20 protein-coding genes and 1 pseudogene are annotated in these 20,289 nt (G+C 70.8%); 6 read left to right on the top strand and 15 right to left on the bottom strand.

From position 1 onward, the window contains the following. Positions 1-7: 7 nt before the first annotated feature. Positions 8-2,899: a tetratricopeptide repeat protein gene (locus tag O7629_RS05430; protein WP_278167857.1), complete on the bottom strand. Its 2,892-nt coding sequence runs from the start codon at positions 2,897-2,899 to the stop codon at positions 8-10. 97 nt (positions 2,900-2,996) lie between these two features. On the opposite strand from O7629_RS05430, the gene O7629_RS05425 reads away from it, so the two are divergent. The 3 genes from O7629_RS05425 (at position 2,997) to O7629_RS05415 (ending at position 4,779) form a co-directional block, all read left to right on the top strand. After that, a complete protein-coding gene (locus tag O7629_RS05425; protein ID WP_278167855.1) occupies positions 2,997-4,256 on the top strand; it encodes a hypothetical protein in 1,260 nt (419 codons plus the stop codon). 107 nt (positions 4,257-4,363) lie between these two features. Then, on the top strand, positions 4,364-4,585 hold the full coding sequence (locus O7629_RS05420; protein ID WP_278167853.1) for a DUF488 domain-containing protein: 222 nt from the start codon (positions 4,364-4,366) through the stop codon (positions 4,583-4,585). Next, positions 4,582-4,779 carry a DUF397 domain-containing protein gene (locus O7629_RS05415; protein ID WP_278167851.1) on the top strand — a complete coding sequence of 66 codons (198 nt, stop codon included), beginning with the start codon at positions 4,582-4,584 and terminating at the stop codon, positions 4,777-4,779. The genes O7629_RS05420 and O7629_RS05415 overlap by 4 nt, the downstream gene beginning before the upstream one ends. 134 nt (positions 4,780-4,913) lie before the next feature. On the opposite strand, the gene O7629_RS05410 is transcribed toward O7629_RS05415, so the two are convergent. From O7629_RS05410 to O7629_RS05395, 4 genes are all read right to left on the bottom strand, one after another. Further along, positions 4,914-5,531: a hypothetical protein gene (locus tag O7629_RS05410; protein WP_278167849.1), complete on the bottom strand. Its 618-nt coding sequence runs from the start codon at positions 5,529-5,531 to the stop codon at positions 4,914-4,916. Positions 5,532-5,735: 204 nt separating this feature from the next. Then, complete coding sequence (locus O7629_RS05405) at positions 5,736-6,491, bottom strand: ABC transporter permease (protein ID WP_278167848.1); 756 nt, start codon at positions 6,489-6,491, stop codon at positions 5,736-5,738. Further along, positions 6,488-7,438, bottom strand: coding sequence for an ABC transporter ATP-binding protein (locus tag O7629_RS05400; RefSeq protein ID WP_278167846.1), 951 nt, complete (start codon positions 7,436-7,438; stop codon positions 6,488-6,490). Before O7629_RS05400 ends, O7629_RS05405 begins: the two co-directional genes overlap by 4 nt. A gap of 76 nt (positions 7,439-7,514) precedes the next feature. Then, a complete protein-coding gene (locus O7629_RS05395) occupies positions 7,515-8,288 on the bottom strand; it encodes a hypothetical protein (RefSeq protein ID WP_278167845.1) in 774 nt (257 codons plus the stop codon). A 122-nt stretch (positions 8,289-8,410) separates the two neighbouring features. Between O7629_RS05395 and O7629_RS05390 the strand changes: the two genes are divergently transcribed. Then, positions 8,411-9,052, top strand: coding sequence for a TetR/AcrR family transcriptional regulator (locus O7629_RS05390; RefSeq protein WP_278167844.1), 642 nt, complete (start codon positions 8,411-8,413; stop codon positions 9,050-9,052). Between the two features lie 25 nt (positions 9,053-9,077). On the opposite strand, the gene O7629_RS05385 is transcribed toward O7629_RS05390, so the two are convergent. The 8 genes and pseudogenes from O7629_RS05385 to O7629_RS05355 form a co-directional block, all read right to left on the bottom strand. After that, complete coding sequence (locus tag O7629_RS05385; protein WP_278167842.1) at positions 9,078-10,298, bottom strand: pyridoxal phosphate-dependent aminotransferase; 1,221 nt, start codon at positions 10,296-10,298, stop codon at positions 9,078-9,080. After that, entirely contained in the window at positions 10,295-11,692 is a 1,398-nt protein-coding gene (locus O7629_RS05380; RefSeq protein WP_278174418.1) for an aldehyde dehydrogenase family protein, read from the bottom strand. Before O7629_RS05380 ends, O7629_RS05385 begins: the two co-directional genes overlap by 4 nt. A gap of 5 nt (positions 11,693-11,697) precedes the next feature. Next, entirely contained in the window at positions 11,698-12,288 is a 591-nt protein-coding gene (locus O7629_RS05375; protein ID WP_278167840.1) for a thiamine pyrophosphate-dependent enzyme, read from the bottom strand. Beyond that, positions 12,288-12,821 (bottom strand): hypothetical protein, encoded by a 534-nt coding sequence (locus O7629_RS05370; protein ID WP_278167838.1) that lies wholly within the window; start codon positions 12,819-12,821, stop codon positions 12,288-12,290. Before O7629_RS05370 ends, O7629_RS05375 begins: the two co-directional genes overlap by 1 nt. Positions 12,822-12,889: 68 nt before the next feature. Further along, positions 12,890-13,831, bottom strand: coding sequence for a threonine/serine dehydratase (locus O7629_RS05365; protein WP_347403716.1), 942 nt, complete (start codon positions 13,829-13,831; stop codon positions 12,890-12,892). 75 nt (positions 13,832-13,906) lie between these two features. After that, a pseudogene (locus O7629_RS33590) lies at positions 13,907-14,326 on the bottom strand (RidA family protein); the annotation flags it as partial. Further along, positions 14,292-15,650 carry an MFS transporter gene (locus tag O7629_RS05360; RefSeq protein ID WP_278174417.1) on the bottom strand — a complete coding sequence of 453 codons (1,359 nt, stop codon included), beginning with the start codon at positions 15,648-15,650 and terminating at the stop codon, positions 14,292-14,294. The pseudogene O7629_RS33590 and the gene O7629_RS05360, both read right to left, overlap by 35 nt. Before the next feature lie 117 nt (positions 15,651-15,767). Beyond that, positions 15,768-17,072 carry an amidohydrolase family protein gene (locus O7629_RS05355; RefSeq protein ID WP_278167835.1) on the bottom strand — a complete coding sequence of 435 codons (1,305 nt, stop codon included), beginning with the start codon at positions 17,070-17,072 and terminating at the stop codon, positions 15,768-15,770. A gap of 154 nt (positions 17,073-17,226) precedes the next feature. Here O7629_RS05355 and O7629_RS05350 point away from each other — a divergent pair, with 154 nt between their 5' ends. Continuing rightward, positions 17,227-18,243: an Lrp/AsnC family transcriptional regulator gene (locus O7629_RS05350; RefSeq protein ID WP_278167833.1), complete on the top strand. Its 1,017-nt coding sequence runs from the start codon at positions 17,227-17,229 to the stop codon at positions 18,241-18,243. A gap of 83 nt (positions 18,244-18,326) precedes the next feature. After that, positions 18,327-19,169 (top strand): enoyl-CoA hydratase/isomerase family protein, encoded by an 843-nt coding sequence (locus O7629_RS05345; protein ID WP_278167832.1) that lies wholly within the window; start codon positions 18,327-18,329, stop codon positions 19,167-19,169. A 177-nt stretch (positions 19,170-19,346) separates the two neighbouring features. Here the strand turns inward: O7629_RS05345 and O7629_RS05340 are convergent, their stop codons facing one another. Both O7629_RS05340 and O7629_RS05335 read right to left on the bottom strand, forming a co-directional pair. Beyond that, a complete protein-coding gene (locus O7629_RS05340) occupies positions 19,347-19,805 on the bottom strand; it encodes a DUF5980 family protein (protein ID WP_278174416.1) in 459 nt (152 codons plus the stop codon). Positions 19,806-20,041: 236 nt separating this feature from the next. Continuing rightward, positions 20,042-20,224 (bottom strand): hypothetical protein, encoded by a 183-nt coding sequence (locus O7629_RS05335; protein WP_278167830.1) that lies wholly within the window; start codon positions 20,222-20,224, stop codon positions 20,042-20,044. Between the last annotated feature and the right edge of the window lie 65 nt (positions 20,225-20,289).

The following is a 20,289-nucleotide window of genomic DNA, read 5'->3' as shown; positions in this document are numbered from 1 at the left end:
GGCCCGACTAGGCCGTCGGTCGGTCCGTGCCGATCCTGTCGAGCGCGGCGACCGCCCGGTTCCGCTCGTCGGAGTCGCCGGTCTCGCCGGCGATCGCCAACGCCGACCGGTACCGCTCGACCGCGTCGTCGTCGCGCCCCAGGGCGGACAGGGCGTCGCCCATCGCGTTCAGCACGCTCGCCTCGCCGTACCGGTTCCCGGTGTCACGGAAGATCCCCAGCGCTTCCTGAAGGGATCCGATCGACTCCTGGTGCAGCCCTTGCCGGCTGAGCGCGGTCCCGAGGTTGCTCAGGGCGGTCGCCTCGCCGTCACGGTGCCCGATCTCCCGGAACAGGACGAGTGCTTCCCATAGCCGGCCGGCGGCGTGGACGTCCTCGCCGAGCGCGATGTGGACGTCACCGAGGTTGGTCAACGCGATGGCCTGACCGGTCCGCGCGCCGAGGGCGGCGAAGATGTCGTGCGCGGCCAGGAACCGCTCCGCTGCCGAGGCATGATCGCCAGCGGCGGACTCGAGGTTGCCGAGGTTCGTCAGCGCCGAGGCCTGGCCGTGCGCGTCGTTGATCTCCTGGTAGATCGCGACCGCCTCGTGGTGCCGGGCAGCCGACGAGGCCAGCTCACCCAACCGCTCCTCGACGATGCCCAGGTTGGACAGGATCCGTGCCTCGCTGTGCCGGTTGCCGGTCCGGCGACACAGCTCCAACGCCCGACCGAGCTCAGCGGCCGCCGATGCATAGCGGCTGAGCAGCCGTTCGACGACGGCCGCGTTGGTCCGCAGATGCGCCTCCGCTGCCAGGTCGCCGAGCTCGCGGGCGGCGTCGATGGCCTGCTCGTGGATCGCCGTCGCCTCGACGCCGTACCCCGCCTCCAGGTAGCGGTACACGGCGGCGGCCAGCTTCACCGCGTACTCCGGCCGCCCGTGCCGGCGGGCGAACCGGCAGATCGCGGCGAACGACAGCAGTTCGCCGTCCAACCAGGCCAACGCGGCGTCCGGGGAGAGCCGCTCGCCACCGGGCTTGAGCGCGAGCCCGGCGCGCTGCCAGTTCGCGCTCCACTCCGGGTGCAGTGCGTCGCTCGCGGCCACGGCGGTGTCGACGTAGCGGGTCAGCAGCCGGTCGACCGCCGCGTCGCGGTCCGCCGGCTCATCGGCGGTGAGGCTCAGTTCGGCGGCGTACGCCCGAAGCAGGTCGTGGAAGGCGTAGCGGCCCAGCGGATCGCACCGCATCAGGTGGGCGCTGGTCAGTCGGCGCATCAGCTGTCCGGTGGCGACCTCGTCGGCACCGGACAGGGCAGCCGCGCAGGCGAGCGTGCAGTACGGTGCGGGGTGCAGGCTCAGCAGCCGGAACAGGCGCTGTGTCGCAGCGTCCAGCCGCTGGTACGACCAGCCGAAGACGTGCCGGATCGCCGCGCTACCGCCCGCGTCCAGCAGGTCCAGCGGGCTGGCCTGACGCAGCTGCGACACGATCCCGGCCAGCGGCAGGTGCGCCTGCGCCGCGGCGTACTCGGCGGCCAGCCGCAACGCGAGCGGCAGTCGGGCGCAGATCGCGGCGAGCGAGTCGACGCTGGCCGGATCGGTGCCGGCACGGTCGTCCAGCAGCCTGGTGAGCAGCCCGGCGGCGTCCGACGGCGGCAGCAGGTCGAGCTCGATCCGGTACGCCCCGTGCAGGGCGACCAGTGCGGCCTGCCGGTCCCGGCTGGTGACCACCACCAGGGCGGCGCGGCTACCGGGCAGCAACGGTCGGACCTGGTCGGCCGAGGCGACGTTGTCCAGCAGCACGAACAGGCGGCGGCCGTCGGTCGCGGTCCGCCAGCGGGCGGCCCGCGCGCCGGTGTCGGACGGGATCTCGGCGTCGGGCACCGCGAGCGCGGCGAGCAGCCGCCCCAGCGCCTCGTGTGCAGTCACCGCGTGTTCCGCCTCGTCGCCCCGCAGGTCGAGGTGGATCCAGCCGTCGGGAAACCGGGCCCGGCGCCGGTGGCCCCAGTGCACGGCGAACGCGGTCTTGCCCACCCCCGCCGTACCGCAGATCACCACGACACCGCAGGTGCCGGCGGCGTGCACGGCGTCGAGCTGGCCGAGCTCGCCGGTCCTGCCGACGAAGTCCGGCACCGGCGCCGGCAGCTGGCGCGGAACGGTCAGCGTCGGACTGTCGCCGGACCCGTCGAGCAGGTGCCGGTGTGCCTGCGTCAGCTCCGCCCCGGGTTCGACGCCCAGTTCCTCGGCGAGCGCGTGCCGGGTCGCCGCGTAGCGTTCGAACGCGAGTGTCCGCTGACCGGTGGCCTGGTACGCCCGGATCAGCATCGCCTGCACCGCCTCGTCGAGTGGATGTGCGGCGGCCTCGGCGGTCAGTGCGGCGACCACCTCTGCCGCGCCGCCCGACCGGAGCGACAGCTCCCAGTAGGACAGTTGGGCCTGGCGGCGTTCCGATTTGATTCCCCAGACGGTCGGATGGTCGTCGAGCGCCGGCACGTCGCAGAGCGGATCGTCCTCCCACAGCCGCAGCGCGTCGCGCAGCAGCGTCACCGCGCGCCCCGGATCACCCTGGTCGGCCGCCGCCTGCGCGGCCCGCACCGCGCGTCGGAATCGGTGCAGGTCCAGGGCGTCCTCCGGCAGACGCAGCAGATATCCGTCGCCGACGGTCGACAGCACGCCGTCCTGGTCACGCGGGACGCGCTGCGGGTCGAGCAGCCGCCGCAGGTGCTTGGCCTGGGTGTGCAGCACGTTGATCGCACTGGACGGTGGCCGCTCGCCCCACATCGACTCGACCAGTTCACGCCGGGTGGTCAGCCGGCCGGCGTTGAGCGCCAGCAGGCCGAGCATGTGGCGGCGGGCCGGTGGGCCGATGTCCAGCTCGCTTGCGCCGTGCCACACGCGTAGTCGGCCGAGCACCCGGACCACCAGCACGCCGGAAGTGTAGGGATGCCGGCCATCGATTGACCAGAGAATGTCCAGAGATGTGCGCCTATCCTCACCCAACGCCGTGGTGGAGGGAGAATCTAAGGTGGACAAAAGAAGGATCGGGATCGCCGGGGTGGTACTGGGGCTGGTGGCGGCGGTCCTGCCGGTGACATCGGCGTCGGCGGTACCGGTGTCGGAGACGGGCGGGGCCGTGCCGTCGGCGTCGACCGTCGCGGCGGCCGGGACGGTCGACGCGGGCACGTCGGAGTGCGGCGACGACATCGTGCGCACCGCGACGCGGCTGGCGGCCGCCGGCGCGTCCGGGCCAGCGACCTGCCTGCGCAGGACGACCGTACGCAAGGACGCCTCCGCCGACCGTACGGACGGAAGCGGCCGGTCGCTCGCCGTCGACATCTGTGGCGGGAGCACCACGAAGACCCGGGTCGCCTCGTGCGTCGTCGAGGACGGCGTACTGCTGATCTTCCTGGTGCCCAGTGGCCAGATCATCGGCACGATCGGCTACACCGTGTCGAGCCTGACGACGCTCGACTACTCGTCGCTTCGCTGGTCGCAGTCGTTCCACTACCGGGCCGACTACGTCACCGGGCAGAACGCCGGCGCGGCCGTGACCGGCACCTACATGTACGCCGAACCGCAGTGTCTGGCCAGTTGTACGGTGACCGGCAGCACCCCGATCGGTGGGACGGCGATGCCGGGTGTCACCCACTCGGCCGCCGGCTACTTCTCCAGCCCGATGAGTGGTGTCCGGTGGGCCGCACAGGGCGGGATCAAGTTCTGGTTCGCCAACTCGTTGTGGGTCAACGGGACGAGCAATTCCCTGATCACCACGCCGGGAGCGCACCGCTGCGACATCGCGCTCGGCGGCTACCCGTCGGGTTGCGTCTACGACACGGTGCGCCCGGTGCTGGACATCCCGTCCTCGCGCTACCCGGACTACGCCTACCACATCCGGCTGTCCCTGAACTACGGCCTGCCGCGGGTCCTGACCAGGACCCAGAGCGACGCGTTGCGGGAGGCGAACCGGGCGGCGGCCTGTCCGACCGGGGCCAACTATCCCCGGCCGGCCGGCATGCAGTGCGACGAGTACCCGTTCGCGTCCACCTACCAGGGCGCGTCGATGCAGCCGTACGGCCGGCAGTTCTTCTTCATCAACTGGAACACCGGTCAGGGCTTCAGCTGCCAGGCACACTGGTTGCCGACCCGGGCACAGGGCGATTCCGGTGGGTTCAGTGCCTGCATGATCCCGTCCGCCCAGAACACTCTTGGCGGCAGCGACCTCGGCGACTTCTACTACAAGTTCCGCGTGCTGGACATGGACACGTTCGAGGTTCGGGTGGTCTGACCACGTCGAGCCGGATCGTTCGCCGGTGTGCCGTCGAGGCGCCCGCCTCGACGGCACACCGGCACGCTGGGCACCTACCGCAGCACCGAATGTGGCAGGGTGAGGAAGTGATCTCGCCAGCAGCCGGACTGATCGGCATCGGGTACGAAGGCCGCAGTGTCGACGGGCTGATCGCGGAGTTGCGCGCGGCCGGGGTCAGTCGCCTGGTGGATGTACGACTGACGCCGATCTCCCGTAAGCCGGGGTTCAGCAAATCGGCACTGGCGAAGGCGTTGAACGCGGCCGGGATCGCCTACGAGCACCGGCGGGAACTGAAGGGTGATCGATGAGCATGAAGAGCGCGCCGCAGTGGCGCACGTCGAGCCGTAGCGGCAGCAACGGCGGCAACTGCGTGGAGGTCGCCGACAACCTGCCGGGGCGGGTGCTGGTCCGTGACAGCAAGGACACCGGCGGGCCGACCCTGATCTTCTCCCCTGGTGCCTGGTACGCGTTCGTCGCCGCCCCGCCCGCCCCGGCCCACTGACCCTGCCCGCACCCGCCGTACCGCTGCGGGGAGCCCTCGGCCCACCGCGTCACGGGTCCGGGGCTCCCCAAGCTGGAGCGCTGACCGGATGCGGTGCCGGGCGCGGGAGTCGCTCCGCCGCAGCCTGCCAGCTGTCACGTGGCGGGCTCCGTCACCAGGTCGCGAAAGGGCTCGTACAGGTGCAGGTTCAGTGACCTCGCGTAGATCTTTTCGAAGTTGCCTTCGACCGTGAACGGGCAGGTCGGGGTCGACTGTCGGAACCGCGCGTCCAGCTCTGCCCTGGCGACCTCCCGGCCGGTGTGCAGCTCGTAGACGACCATCGTGTAGTGCTTGTTGTACAAGGGGTACTCGATCGACGCGGTGAGGCCGAGGGGCGCCTTGTATGAGCACTTGTCAATCAGATCGTCGCCCGGTCGGGTAAAGCCGCAGGCCAGCAGTGTGACTTCTGAAGGCGAGTCGGGTTTGTCCAGCGGGTCACCGGTGGACACATTGTTCATCAGCTTCCACTCTCGATAGTCCGGATCGTTGAACTGGACGTCGGTGTCGAACTCGTTGACCAGGACCGCCATGGGATGTGGGCCGTCGCCGACGTACTCGGGCGCGTCGGGATAGCCGCCCTCGATGTCTTCACACGCCGGACCGAGGTCCTCGACGGCAGCGAACGAAAGGGCCTTCCTGGTGGGCTCAGACGGACCGTCGTCCAGGTCGTCGTCGCCCGGAGCAGAGCAGGCGACGAGGGCGGCGATGACCACTGCGCTGAGCAGCGTGGCTGACCACACCCGAGGTGGAACGGACATGTTGGGCGCTCCCAGACCGTCAGGACCATCGGTGACGACTCAAGTATCTCCGGCTGACGGGTAATCCGTTGCCCGGTCAGGTCCGAGCCGCAGGCAATGGCAGCCGGACGGTACGGGACGTCGATCTCACGGCGGCCCGCGACCACGGCACCGGCGCCGTCAGATGTCGCGGACGCGTAGCGCCACGTGGCTGGCGACGCCGGTGCCGGCAGCGGCGAGTGCCAGCAGCCCCAGTCCGAGTCCGGGGGCGACGCCGTCGACCGGGACGACGGCGTACGCCGCCTGCCCGGCGGTGACCGGCCAGTACCGCGCGAACAAGTCTCCGAGGGCCCCCGGCAGTCCCGGCCCGAGCGCCGGCACGAGCAGGAGTGCGCCGACGAGCGCCGCGAGACTGGCGGTGGTCGACCGGGTCAGGCTGCCCACGGCGACCCCGAGCAGGCTGATCAGCGTCAGATAGAGCGTGCCGGCGACGAGTGCGCGGACGACACCCGGGTCGCCGGGACCTGCCGCCGGGAGGCTCGCACCGATGAGTACCACCTGCACGACGCCGAAGCTGAGCACCGTCGTGAGGAATCCGACGACGAGCGCGACCGCAGCCACCACGGTGGCCTTGGCGGCGAGCAGGCGCGACCGGGCGGGGACGAAGACGAGGCTGGTTCCGATCATGCCGGTGCCGTACTCGGGTGTGACGCTGAGCGCGCCCAGCATGCCGATGATCAGCTGCGCGAAGAGGAAGCCCCGCAGGCTCGTCGCGGTCGGGTCCCAGCCGTCGGGCAGGTCGGCCGGCGACCCGCCGAGCAGATCGGAGATCCCGAGAACGCCGAGGACCGCTGCGGAGGCAACGGTGCTCACCGCCGCGATCCAGGTGCCGCGGACGCTACGGAGCTTGGTCCATTCGGAGCGGAGCAGGTTCATGCCGCATGTCCTTCGTACTCGGTGACGTCGTGGGTGAGCCGGAGGAAGACGTCTTCCAGCGATTCGCGCACCCGGGTGAGTTCGTCGAGGACGATCCCTTCCGCCGCAGCGACCTTGCCGACCGTCGCGGTGTCCGCCCCGGTGACGACGAACGAGGACGCCGGCCCGGGGGTGTAGCTGATCCCGACCCGGTCCAGCGCTCGGGCGAGCTCGGCCGGTGACACGGCCCGGACGGTGACCGCCTGCGTCGTGTTGGCCCGGACGAAGTCGTCGAGGGCTGCCTCGGCGATCAGGCGGCCCTGCCCGACGACGACGAGGTTGTCGGCGGTGAGCTCCATCTCCGACATGAGGTGGCTGGAGAACAGGACGGTACGTCCCTCCCCGGCGAGATCGCGCATCAAGGTACGGATCCAGCGGATTCCTTCCGGGTCGAGGCCGTTGAGCGGCTCGTCGAGCACCAGGACGCCGGGGTCGCCGAGCAGAGCCGTGGCGATGCCGAGCCGTTGGTTCATGCCCAGGGAGAACTCGCCGGTCCGGCGCCCGGCGGCATGCGTCAGCCCCACCAGGTCGAGCACCTCGTCGACCCGCTCGCGGCGCAGGCCCATGGTCTGGGCGAAGGCCAGCAGGTGGTCGGACGCGGTGCGGTGCGGATGCACCGCCCGGGCGTCCAGCAGCGCGCCGACGGTGCGCGCCGGGTCGTCGAGGTCGGTGATGTGCCGGCCGCCGATGGTGATGGTGCCGGCGGTCGGCGCGGTCAGGCCGAGCAGCATGCGCATCGTCGTGCTCTTGCCCGCCCCGTTGGGGCCGAGGAACCCGGTGACGACCCCGGGCTGGGCGGTGAAGGACAACTGGTCCACCGCGACCCTGGTGCCGTACCTCTTTGTCAGTCGGTACGCCCGGATGCCGACGGCCGGCGTCTCTCGGGATCTCGACCTGTTCGCTGGCATGTGCCTCCCCCTCCGAAAACTAAACTACACCGTTTAGTGTAGTAAGTCGGGGCGGCGACGGCGAATTCGGTCGGACTCAGGACTCGAACGGCACCCCGATCGCCTCGGCCCAGGCCCGGATCCGCTCGTCGTACCCGGTGAAGTTGCGGCAGCGAAGCGCTCCAGCCGGCGTGAAGTGCCGGGATCCGGCGAGCCCGAACTGCCGCAGCACCTCGACCACGAACGCCCGGGAGACCTTCGTCAGGTCGGCGGACAGGCAGGCGGCGAGGTCGACCGGCCGGCTGGCGGGCTCGACGCGGACCAGCCGACGCCCCGCCGGCGCGTAACCGTGATCGCCGTGGCGCCACACCTCGTACGGCACGGCGCCGCCGCCCGGCCTGCCCGAGGCGATGCCCAGCTGGACCACGGCGTTGCCGAGGGCGCCCACGTACTCGGCGTAAGCTGCCGCCAGCCGCAGCGTCGCGACGGTGAGCCAGGCCACCGCGCCCTCCCCGAGCGCCCAGACCTGTGCGCCGTCATCTGGACTGTCGCGCAGCGCGCCCACCGCGAGCGCGAACAGCGACGAGCCGTCCGCCTCCAACGCGCAGTGGTACCGGCCCGCTGGTCCCGCCGTCAGGTGTGCCGACGCGAAGGTGACACCTCCGGACCGCGACTGCGGCTGGTCGACGCCGATCGGAATGGGTGCCGGCCAGACCGCCACCTGGCGTCGCACCCAAACTTGCAGCTCGTCGCCGGTCAGGGCGACGGGGCGCGGTGACCCGCCGCCGGATGTCGCGGGCGCCGTCGCCACGACGATCCAGGGCTCGTCCGCGGCGACCTCCGCCGGCATGCTGTCGACCAGGCACGCCACGCGCCTGAACCTGTTGTCCATAGCCCCACCCCCTGAGACAAAACACACTAAATAGTTTACTTATTGCCCGGCAAGTGCACCTGCCGGTGTGGATAGCGCCCGGCTGGGCGTACGCTGTGACCGTGTCGAGGGCTATCGCGGACGTGCAGACCCCCGGCCGCCGGCGGCGGTCCGAGGGCAAGAAGGCCGCGATCCTGGACGCGGCCGAGACCCTGTTCATCACCGAGGGGTACGAGCGCACCAGCGTGGACGCGGTCGCGGCGCGCGCCCAGGTGTCCAAGCGGACCGTCTACGACCACTTCGGCGACAAGGAGACCGTCTTCCTGCGGGTGCTCGAACGGGTGAGCGACGCGCTGGTGAGCACCGTTCGTGCCGCGATCGACGAGGAGCTGACGGTTGGGCGCGACCTGCGTGAGGCACTGACCGCCTTCGGGCACCGCATCGTCAACCAGACCTTCCCCTCGTCCGACTATGTCGCCTTCCGCCGGTTGGTCTCCCAACAGCGGTCGGTTCCGCGCCTCCCGGAGACGGTGCGTGACCGCCCCGAACGGATGCTCGAGGATCGGTTCGCCGGGCTCGCCGCCACGGGCGAAATCCGGGCCCCGGACCCCCGCCTCGCGGCGCGGCACTTCACCGCCCTCACCGTCAGCCTTGCGCTGGAGATGGTCGCGGACCGGTGGCAGCAGGCGCAGGCGGCCGAATCGGCGGAGCTGTCGGCGATCATCACCGACGGGGTCGACGCCTTCCTGCGCGCCTACCGCTGACCGACGCCCGCTGACCGATCGCCGGTCACGCACCGTCGGCGCGCACGGTCGCGTAGTCGATCAGACGCCGGATCCCCTCCTGTACGTCGTCCAGCGACGCCGCGTACGACACCCGGATAGCGTGCCTGCCCCGCCCGGTCGGGTCGAAGGCGGTCCCCGGCACGACCGCCACGTGCTCGTCTTCGAGCAGCCGCAGAGTGAACTCGTCGGCCGGGCCGAGCTGTTCCGGATAGGTGAGATACAGGTAGAACGCCCCCGACGGCCGCCCGACCCGCAGGATTCGCTGCCGCCCCAGCAGCTCCAGGGCGCCCGCGCGACGGACCGCGAACGCCCGGCGCATCTGCTCGCGTTCGGTCGCGGTATCGCGCAACGCGACGATCGCCGCGTCCTGCAGGAAGGTCGGCGGGCAGGTCGTCGTGAACTGCCGGACCCGCAGCGCCGGCGCCACCAGCCCCGACGGCCCGGCGAGCCAGCCGAGCCGCCACCCGTCCATCGCGTACGCCTTCGCGAACCCGCCGACGGTGATCGTCCGCTCGGCCAGGTCGGCCACCGTCGCGACGGGAACGTGCCGGGTGCCGTCGTAAACGAGCTCGCGGTAGATCTCGTCAGCCAGGACCAGCACCCGGCTCCCACGCAGGATGCCGGCGAGGTGCGCGAGCCGACCGGGGTCGACGACCGCGCCGGTCGGGTTGTGCGGCGTGCACGCCACCACCATCCGGGTCCGGGACGTCAGCAGCCGGCGCACCCGCGCCGGGTCGAGGACGTGGTCGTCGTCCGGGTCGAGCGGGAGGAACACCGGCGTCGCTCCGGCCAGGCGCACGCATGCCTCGTACGCCGGCCACGCCGGAACAGGCACGATGACCTCGTCACCCGGTTCGCAGAACGCCATGACGGCGAGGAACACCGCCTCACTCGCGCCGATGGTGACCAGGATCTCCGACCCAGGGTCGTAGCGTGGGCCACCGGAGGCTGCCAGCGTCGCCGCAACCGCCGCACGCAGTTGCCACGAACCGGCGTTCGGTCCGTAGTGCACCCGCCCGGCGGCGAGCGCCGCGCCCGTGGCGTCCTTCACCACCTGCGGGGTGTCGAAGTCGGGCCGGCCGATCTCGAGGTGGATGACGCGGTGCCCGCGCGCCTCCAGCTCCGCGGCCAGGTCGAACACCACCCGGATACGCGATGGAACGATCCCCGCCAACCGGTCGGCCGGCCGGGTGAGCGACGAGGTCGCGGCGAGTGGCGCCGTCACCGCGTACCTCCCCCGGTACGGATACGCAGCGCCTGCACGTTCGCCAGTTCGTGCACCCCCCACCGGCCGAGCTCGCGTCCGTACCCGCTGGCCTTGACACCGCCGGTGGGCAGCCGCGGGTGGGTCGCGGAGATCGTGTTGACGAAGACCGCGCCGGCCTGGATCCGGGCGCTCACGGCCCCGGCGTGGTCGTCGTCGGCGCTCCACACGCTGCTGCTGAGCCCGTACCGGGAGGAGTTCGCGCAGGCGACGAGCTCGTCGTCGTCCGCGCCGGCGGTGAGCGCGCCCAGCGGCCCGAATGTCTCCTCGCTCAGCAGGACCGAGTCGCTGTCCACCTCGATCACCGACGGCGAGAACCAGGCGCCCGCAGCAGTCTCCGGCGCGGCGACCTCGGCGAGGATCCGGCCGCCGGCCGCCAGCGCCCGGCCGCGCTGCTCGCGCAGCAGGTCGCGCAGGTCGTTCCGGGCGAGCGGACCGACGTCGGTCCGCTCGTCGGCCGGATCCCCGACGACCAACCGCATGACCTGCGGCACCAGCGCGGCCACGAACTCGTCGTACACGTCGCGGTGGACGAGGATCCGCTTCGCCGCGATGCAGCTCTGGCCGTTGTTGAGAAACCGCGACTCGACCGCCGCCGCTGCCGCCGCCGGGATGTCGGCGTCGGCGAGGACGATGAACGGGTCGGATCCGCCGAGTTCGAGCACGCACTTCTTGATCGCGGCACCGGCGCGGGCAGCGACCAACGCCCCGACCCGGTCGCTGCCGGTGAAGGTGACGGCGGCGATTCGCCGGTCGGCGATCAGCTCCGACGCGGTCGCCGGGTCGACGACGACGGTCTGCAGGACGCCGGCGCCGAAGGCATCCTGGAACACCTGCGCGACCGCCATCGCGCTGCCGGTGACCGACTCCGCGTGCTTGAGCACGACCGTGTCGCCCGCCCCGATCGCCGGCAGCATCGCCCGGATCACCTGCCACCACGGGTAGTTCCAGGGCAGGATGCTGAGCACGACGCCGATCGGCGCGACCCGCACGACGGCGGTGTCGCCGTCGATGTCGAAGGTCTCCGGCCGGAGCATTTCGGGCAGCTGGTCGGCGTAGAAGCGGCAGGCGCCGACACACTTGTCGATCTCGGCTCTCGCCTGCCGGATGGGCTTGCCCGTCTCAAGGGTGACGAGCGCGGCAAGGGACTCCCGCCGGTGCGCCAGGATGTCGCCCAGCCGATGGATCGCCGCACACCGCCGCTCGACACTCGACCGGCCCCAGGGCGAGCCGGCGGCGGTGTCGAGTACCCGGTCGATGTCCTCAGGCCTGGTGTACGGATAGCGGTCCAACTCCTCGCCGGTTGCCGGATTCACCGTGACGACGCCGGCGTCCGCGCCGGTCATGCCGGTCATGCCGGTCACGCCGCGACCTCGGCGGCTGGGTACGTCTCGCGCAGCCAGCGAGTGAACCGATTGGTGATCGACACCGGATCGATCAGCAGTTTGGCGACACCCTGGGCGTTGCCCGGCTCGATCCGGGCGTACAGGAATCCCGGTCCGGGCACCGCGAGCAGTTCGGCGAAGGCGGCCGTCATCCCGGCGACGGTGTCCGCCGTACGGGTGGTCCATCCCGCGGCGGCGGCCAGCCGCTCGAGATCGATCTTGGCTGAGTACGTCGGCAGCGCGCCGGTCGACCCGTACACGCCGTTGTCGAGCAGCACCAGCAGCAGGTTGGCAGGGGCGAGGTAACCGCCGGTGGCGAGCACGTTCGGGTTCATCAGCAGCGAGCCGTCCCCCTCGATGCCGACGACCTTCGGCGCCGCCGGAGCCAGGCTGAGTGCCAGCCCGGTCGCCACCGACCCGACGAGGCCCATCGCGTCGAGCAGGTAGAGGTGGTTGTCGCTGTCCTTCACCGCGGCCAACTCGCGGCTGGTCGCCGCGCACGTCACGACGACCGGATGCCGGTCGGTCAGCTCCGCGAGTGCGTCGAGTGCGTCGATCCGTCTCATCAGGCGACCTTCCCGTCGGTGTTCCAGAAGGACCCGAGGACCACCACGGGTCGATACGTCATGACGGCGAGCACCCCGGCCTCCCGCACGGTGTCGCGCCAGTCGTCGGCGCCACTGCGCCGGTCCAGTTCGATCACGGGTACGCCGACCGCGCGCAGGATCGCCGGCACCGGCTGGCTGATGGCGTGGATCATCGAGTTGTACTCGCCGAGGCTGCCCCGGGTGTTCGCGAAGACGAGCAGCGGCAGGTGGTAGGCCAGTGGGAACGTGGTGAGGGCGGTGAGCGCGTTGCCGAAGCCGTTGTCCTGCATCACGACCGCGCCGAGCCCGCCGGTGAGGGCAACGGCGCCCAGCACCCCCATCGCCTCCTCTTCCCGGGACAGTGGCGTGACGCGCGGGGAGATCCCGTCCGCCCCGCCGTCGGTGGCGACCAGCGCGCCGATGATCGGCGCCACGGTCACCGAGGGGACGTAGCCGACCCGCGTCGCGCCCGCCGCCCAGATGCCCTCGGCGACGGCTGCTGCGTATGACATCTGATGATTGTTCCTTCCAGGACGGTTGGGTGATCTAGTGTGGACAGCGGATCGGGAGGTGAGCGGGTTCAGGGTGAGCGGGCGAGCGCACGGGAGAGCAGGGCCGGGTCGATGTTGCCGCCGGAGACGATGGCGACCGTGCGGCCGTACCGGTGCGGGTCGGCGAGGTAGGCGGCGGTGCTCAGCGCACCGCTGGGTTCGGCGACCAGGTGACCCCGACACGCCAGGGTCGCCACCGCGTCCAAGATCTGGTCCTCGCTCACCGTGACGATCTCGTCGACCGTCGCCTGGATCAGCGGGAAGGTGACTTCGCCGAGGACGGACGCGCGAGTCCCGTCAGCGACCGAACGGCTGGTGGCCCCGGCGTCCCACTCGACTCGACGCCGGCTGGCGAGCGAATCGCGGGCATCGGCCGCCAGCTCGGGTTCCACCCCGACCACCCGGGTGCGCGGCGAGCGCGCCCGGACCACGACGCCCACCCCGGAGATCAGCCCGCCTCCGCCGACCGGGACGAGCACCGTGTCGATGTCGGCCAGGTCGTCGAGTATCTCGATGGCGAGGGTGCCCTGCCCGGCGATCACGTCGACGTGGTCGTACGGCGGGATGACCGTCAAGCCGCGCCGCGCCCGCAGGTCGGCGGTCGTCAGGTCGCGCTGGTCGGCGGCGACCGAGATGATCTCGGCGCCCAACGCCCGGGTCGCCGCCACCTTGACCTCGGTGGCGGTTCGCGGCATGACGATCACGGCGGGCACGCCGGCCGCCCGGGCGGCCCAGGCCACGGCCTGGCCGTGGTTGCCGCTGGAGTGGGTGAGCACGCCCCGGGCCCGTACCTGCGGATCGTGCCGACCGATCGCGTTCAGCGCGCCGCGCAACTTGAACGCCCCGGTCGGCTGCAGGTTCTCGGCCTTGAGCCAGAGGTCGCCGGGTGCCCAGGTGGCCTGGAGCAGCGGTGTCCGCACGACGTCGCCGGCGATCCGGGTCCGCGCGGCGACGACGTCGCCGATCGTCACCGCGAGACCCGACGCCGTCTCGACCGCTGTGCGGGACGCGGCGCCCGGCCGCTGTCCGTCCCGCACGGCGATCGCGTCGAGTTCGACCCGGGCCCGGTACGGCAGCTCCGCGACGGCGATGCAGGTACGGGCCGGGCGTGGTTCGGGCAGCGTCTCGTGGTAGATCGCGTCCATGGCGTTGCGGTCGTCCATCGACGCCAGGTAGACGGTGACCTTGACAAGGTGGCTGAAGTCCAGCCCGGCGGAGGCCAGCTTGTCCCGCAGGTTCGCCAAGGCCTGCCGGGTCTCGGCGGCGATGCCCCCTGGGGCGAGTGCACCGTCGGCGATCCCCAGCTGGCCGGAGACGAAGACGAGTCCGGCCGGGGTCTGCCGCACCGGGCTGTACGGGTGCCGCGCCTGGGCGGGGCTGGTGGGTGCGGTGTCGGTCACCGTCGTCCTCCTCGATGTAGCCGGTCGGTCGTCAGATGTGACTGACCGGGACGCCACTGACGACATGGCCGCGCAGCCGGCGGACAAGGAAAACGGTCGGGATGCCGGCCAGGACGAACGCCCCGGCCGCGACGGCGATGTAGGAGTGCACGCCGAGCGAGGAGTTGACGGATTCACCGTCGACGACGATGCGGGTCGCGCCGAGAATCGCGGAGCCGATGAAGTTCATCGTCACCGCGCCGACCGCGACCATCACCATGACCATGCTCGACACGGTGCCCTGCCGCTGCGGCGGCGCGAGGATCGACCCGAGGTTGAATCCGGAGGTGACCAGCGACCCTGCGGTCAAGCTCAGCATGAACGAGCAGACCACCGCGATCGGCAGGTTCGCCGCACCGGCGAGGAACATGATCACCGTCGCTGTCGTACCCGTCACCACCCCGGCCGCCAGGGTCCAGGCCGGGCCGACGCGGGTGGCGATCGAGCCGGCCAGGATGCCGCCGAGCATGATGCCGATCGACGGGATGCCGAACATCAGGCCGAGGGCGGCGGGCGCGGAGATCCCGTAACCGAGACCCTCGTCCGGGGAGACCTCGATCAGCAGGCTGAACAGCTGCAGCATGCTCTGGTACGCGCCCGTGCCCATGACGACCACCAGCAGGCCGAGCCCGAGCGGCAGCGAGATGCCCCGGATGTCGATCACCGGTTCCGGCTTGCGGCTCAGGACGAAGAACCAGGTCAACAGCGCGACGATACCGGCGGTGAGGACGGCCAGCGGGAAGATACCCAGCCATCCGAACACCTGCCCGAGGCTGACGTAGACGAGAACGCCCGCGATGCCGCCACCGAGCACGAGTGCGCCGACGATGTCCACCGTGCCCGGAGTGGTGCTCGGGGTCTTCGGCAGCACCGTGCGTACCAGCACCGTGGCCAGGCCGGCGAATGTCGCGGAGATGACGAACACCACCCGCCAGCCGAAGACATGCAGCGCCGGTTCCAGGATGAACGGGGTGACGATGCCGAAGACGGCCGAACCGGAGGTGACGATGCCGGTCACCACCATCGCGAACTTCGACGCGCAGATGTCGCGGATCAGCGCGACCGTGAGAAACAGCGCGCCGACTGCGGCGCCCTGCAGGACCCGTCCGAGGACGAAGACGCTGATGTGCGGCGCGAACAGGCATACGACACCGCCAGCACCGGCGACCAGCAGGGTGATCACCAGGACCTTGCGCTTACCGTAGATGTCGGCGCTCTTGCCGAGCAGCGGCGCCCACATCGCCCCGGCGAGCAACGCGCTGGAGCCGAGCCAGGCGAACTGCGTGGTGTCGAAAGCGGCGCTCAGCTGCGGCAGGACGAATGTCGGCGACGCGATCACGCTGTCGACCATGACGTTCACCAGAATGAGGATCACGACGTAGCCGACGACCCGCCCGGTCCAGCCGGTGTGCAGATCGGTTCTCGGTCTGTCTGTGTCGGTGTCTGTGTCGGTGGCGGTGTCTTGCATCTATGTCTCCTCTGTCGTCTCGCTCCTCGGACCGGGTGTGGTCCCCTCCTCGGACACGGAATGATCGGATAGCGTGAGCTTGCGGATGACCCCTTGCTGGGCGACCAGCGCGATGTTCTCGGGCGTCGACAGGCAGGCGATCTCCCGCAGCGGGTCCTGCGTGCACAGGACCAGATCGGCGACGTACCCGGGTCGTAGTGCGCCGAGGGAGTCGCCGACGCCGAGGAGTTGGGCGCTGGTGGACGTCGCCGACCGGATGGCGTCCATCGGTGACATACCGAGCTGGACGAGACACCACAGCTCGAAGGGGTTCTGCCCGTGCGGACTGATACCGGCGTCCGTCCCGACGGCGATGGTCACCTTCCGCGCGATCGCCTGCGCGATGTTGGCCTTGGTCTGCTCGTTCCAGCGCAGCTTCTTCTGGTACCGCCACGGCACGGTCCGGCCCGGATCCAGTGGCTGGAAGACGGTGGACAGGGTGGGTACGAGGAACGCGCCATACTCGCCGAGCAGGTCGCACCCCTCGTCGTCGATGCCGTAGCCGTGCTCGACCGACCGGACTCCGCCGCGGATGGCGGCGAGCACGCCGGCGCGTCCCTGAGCATGGGCGGCGACCGGGCGCCCACGGTGCCGGCGCCCTTCGTCGACGGCTGCGGCGATCTCCTCGTCGAGCAGGTCCTGATCGTCGGGATCGTCGTGGGCACTGCTCATCCCGCCACTCGTACAGATCTTGATGAGGTCGGCACCGGCCCGCAGCACCCGGCGCGCGGCCTTGCGTACGCCGGTCACGTCGTCGGCGATCTCGCAGTAGTCGAGCGCGAGATCCCGGCCGCTCGGCAAGGTTCCGTCGGCGTGGCCGCCGGTGTGGCTGATCACGCCGACCGACGTCTGCAGCCGGGGACCGGCGATGAGCCCGGCCGCGACAGCGTCGCGGAAGCCGGCGGGCAGGCCGCCGAGGTCGCGTGCGGAGGTGATCCCGGCGTCGAGCGTGCGACGGAGCCGCTCGCTCGTGCGCAGAACGCCGAGGACCGGGTCGGTCAGCATCGCCACATCGACAAGTGACCGGTCGGAGGCGACACCGAGGTGGGTGTGGCAGTCGAAAAGTCCGGGCAGTAGCGTCCCGCCCCGGCCGTCGACGCTGCGTACGCCGGGGCGGGCAGCAGGGGCGCCTGCCGCCGGTCCGGCGTAGGTGATCCGGCCGTCGTCGCCGGCTTCCAGCACCGCGTCGTCCACGGCTCCCGGGCTGATGCCGTCGATGAGCCGTACGTTGTGCACCCGCAGTGCCGCGCCGTCGTGGAGTCCCACCCGCCGACCTTCCTCGTTCGTCTCTCGTTAGCTGCCGAGTGACCGTTCGTTTCGTGTGACCATCGCCAAGATAGGTTGATCCTTCCTTCTCGCCTCCGAACTGCATGAAATCTCCATCTCCCATCTCTTGGTTGCAAGAAAGGATCGGTGGACAATGGCGCATTCGCCCCTCGACGAGCTCGATGTCGCAATCGTCGACGCGGTGCGGTCGGCTCCCCGGGCCAGTTGGCGGGACCTCGGCGACGTACTCAACGTCGACCCGGCGACGGTGAGCCGGCGCTGGGCGCGGATGGAGTCCGAGGGCGTCGCCTGGGTGACCGCGCATCCCTCGGGGCCCGCGACCCCGGCCTGCGCTCTGGTGGAGATCGACTGTGCCCCGGGACGGTCGACCGAGGTCGCGCGGATCCTCGCCGAGGACAACCAGGCGGCGACCGTGAAGGTGACCAGCGGCGCCCGGGACGTGCTGATGCTGGCGCAGGCCCCGGATCTCGACTCACTGTCGGGTTACCTGCTGAACCTGGTCCGGGGCACCAGCGGGATCGTCCGGGTCCGCAGCCACGTCGTCACCCGTTCGACGCTGGAGGCGAGCCGGTGGCGGGAGGGCGCGCTGACGTCGGAGCAGCGGAGCCGGCTCGACGTACGGACGGCACAGCGCTCCGACGACGCCGAGGTCCTCGCCGCCGCCGACATCCGGATCATCCGGGCGCTGCAGTCCGACGGCCGGATGTCGTTCGAACAGCTCGCCGGGCACGCCGGCGTCGGGCCGGTGGCCGTCCGCCGACGGTTGTCCCGGCTGCAGGAGGCCGGCCTGATCACCTTCCGGTGCGACGTCTCCCGCCACCTGTCCGGCCGCTCGGTCTCGGCGGTGTACTTCGGGTCGCTCGACGTGCAGGATCTGCGGGCCGCCGAGGAGCGCATCCGCACCCTGCCGGGGGTCCGTGCCTCGACGTTCGTCGCCGGGCCGTTCAACGTGATCGTCGACGCGTCGCTACGGTCGATCGCGGAGGTGCACGACCTGGAGTGGCGGATGGGTCAACAACTGCCGGCACTGCGCGTCCAGGACCGCTCGGTCGTGCTGAACATGACCAAACTGCTCGGCCGGGTCCTGGACTCCGAGGGCCGGTCGGTCCGCTCGGTGCCCCTCTACCCGGACGCGGCGGCCACCCGGTAGGTCGACACCCCTCCTCAAAAGCACACCGAGTGGTGTAGCTTACGGGCCCAGGTCATCCCCACGACACACGGAGGTACGGGCAGATGGCATTCGATCCGGCCGAGCACTGGCAGGGCTACCTCGCGCCGCCCACATTCGCCGAGTACTCGGCGCGCTACGCGGACTTCTTCCGGATGCGGCGCGAGGACGGCATCATCGAGGTCCGGCTACACACCGACGACGGGCCGTACCAGCACTCCCACGCGGCACACAACGTGTGGCAACGAGTGTGGCAGGACGTCGGCAACGATCCCGCCAACCAGGTGCTCATCATCACCGGGACCGGCGACAAGTGGATGACCGGCAACCCGAAGGGGCTCAACCCCGTCCCCGCCGCCGACCTGGACCCCGACCACATCTACCAGCGGATGTACGACGGTTGGAAGCTCATCGAGAGCTTCGTCAACAGCATCGACATCCCGACGATCGCCGCAGTCAACGGTCCGGGTGTACACACCGAGTTCGCGATGATGAGCGATGTCACCTTCGCCGCGCCGGACGCCGATTTCCTGGACCCGCACTTCTGGCTGGGTTCCCCGCCCGGCGACGGTCAGGGCATGGCGCTGGAGGCGCTGATGGGCGCCAAGCGTGCGGCGTACCACATCTATGCAGCCAAATCGATCCCTGCGGACAAGGCCCTCGAATGGGGGATCGTCAGCGACGTTCTCCCCCGTGACCAGCTCCTCGACCGCGCCTGGGAGTTGGCCCGGTTCATCATGAAGCGGCCCCGCTACACCCGATGGGCCACCCACAACATCGTGTCGCGGCACTGGAAGAAGGCGGTCACCGAGGACTTCGGTTTCCACATGGCGCACCAGATGCTCGCCAACGTCGCCAGCAAGTCGGTGGTGCCCGACCCGAACCTGCTCGCCGACACCGTGCCGTAGCTGGCCGGCCCGCGCAGCGGCTCCGGAGACCCCACGTAGCCGGGCCAGCGCAAACCCCGCACACGGTCCCTAGGGGACTGACATTGGCCCCGGCGGGGCCGGATCGCGACCGCGATCGCCGAGTCGCTGCCCGCCCGGTGGGTCACCACCCGTGGCGGGCGGGCAGCGGATGTCGGCTCAGCAGCCCCAGCGCTCCTGCGCCCGGATCAGGATCGGCATGGTCTGGGTGCTTGACCCGTCGGTCACCGTCATCACGGCCGGGTAGTCGCCGTAGTCCAGTGGCGGCAGGTCCACGCTGACCCAGGCCGTGCCGATGTACCGGTCGCCGTTGTCCCTCGGGGCGATCGGCGGGTGCGGCAGGCTGGTGACGGTGCCCTCGGGCAGACCCTGCACGTCGACCTGCAGCGGCGTCGACCAACTGCCGGCGATGAAGCCGACGAAGTACGTCCAGTACGGAGCATTCGCCGGAATGCAGGCCCGCTGCTGGTAGTCCGACAGGTCCCAGGTCGCCGCCGCGCCGGCGGTGACGGACCCCGACGCGGCGGTGTCGGTGGGTGCTGCGGCCGCCGGGCTGGCGGTCGCCATCAGCGCCAGCCCGGTCGCCACGGCGAGCATCAGTCGGACGGTACGGGACATCGATCTCACGACGAGTCTCCTTTGATCTTCTACTTTGGGCAGCCTCCGACCCCAGCACCCGCTGTCTCGTCCAGGGCGCCGCCCCTTGTAAACGGAGTATTACCACCGCGTTGATCGACCGCCAGGAATCCCTCGGGGATCACCCACCTGTCCGTCGGAAACGCCCGGCTCCGTCGCCGTGGGGCCCACCCACCACGGGGAGGCAGGACGCGGCAGGGCGGGCCGGCGGCAGGCGGTCAGTCGCTGGTCACCAGATCCGCACCTCGTACACCCGGACCCGGGCCCCGGCGAAGCAGGAAGTCGGTCCGGTTTCCGCAGCCGACCTGGTTGACGGCCATGGCTGGGTTCGGTGGCAGGCCGAAGGTCAGGGCGGCGACCGCCAGCAGCCCGACGGCGATCCTCGTGAGGCGCGTCCTCATCCGGCACGGTGCCCTGACCTCGCCCGCCCATGATCACGCCGACCGAGTTACCCGTCGGCCCGGCT

This window comes from Solwaraspora sp. WMMD792, from assembly GCF_029626105.1.
Classification (GTDB): domain Bacteria; phylum Actinomycetota; class Actinomycetes; order Mycobacteriales; family Micromonosporaceae; genus Micromonospora_E.
This window is presented reverse-complemented; position numbering and strand designations above follow the sequence as displayed.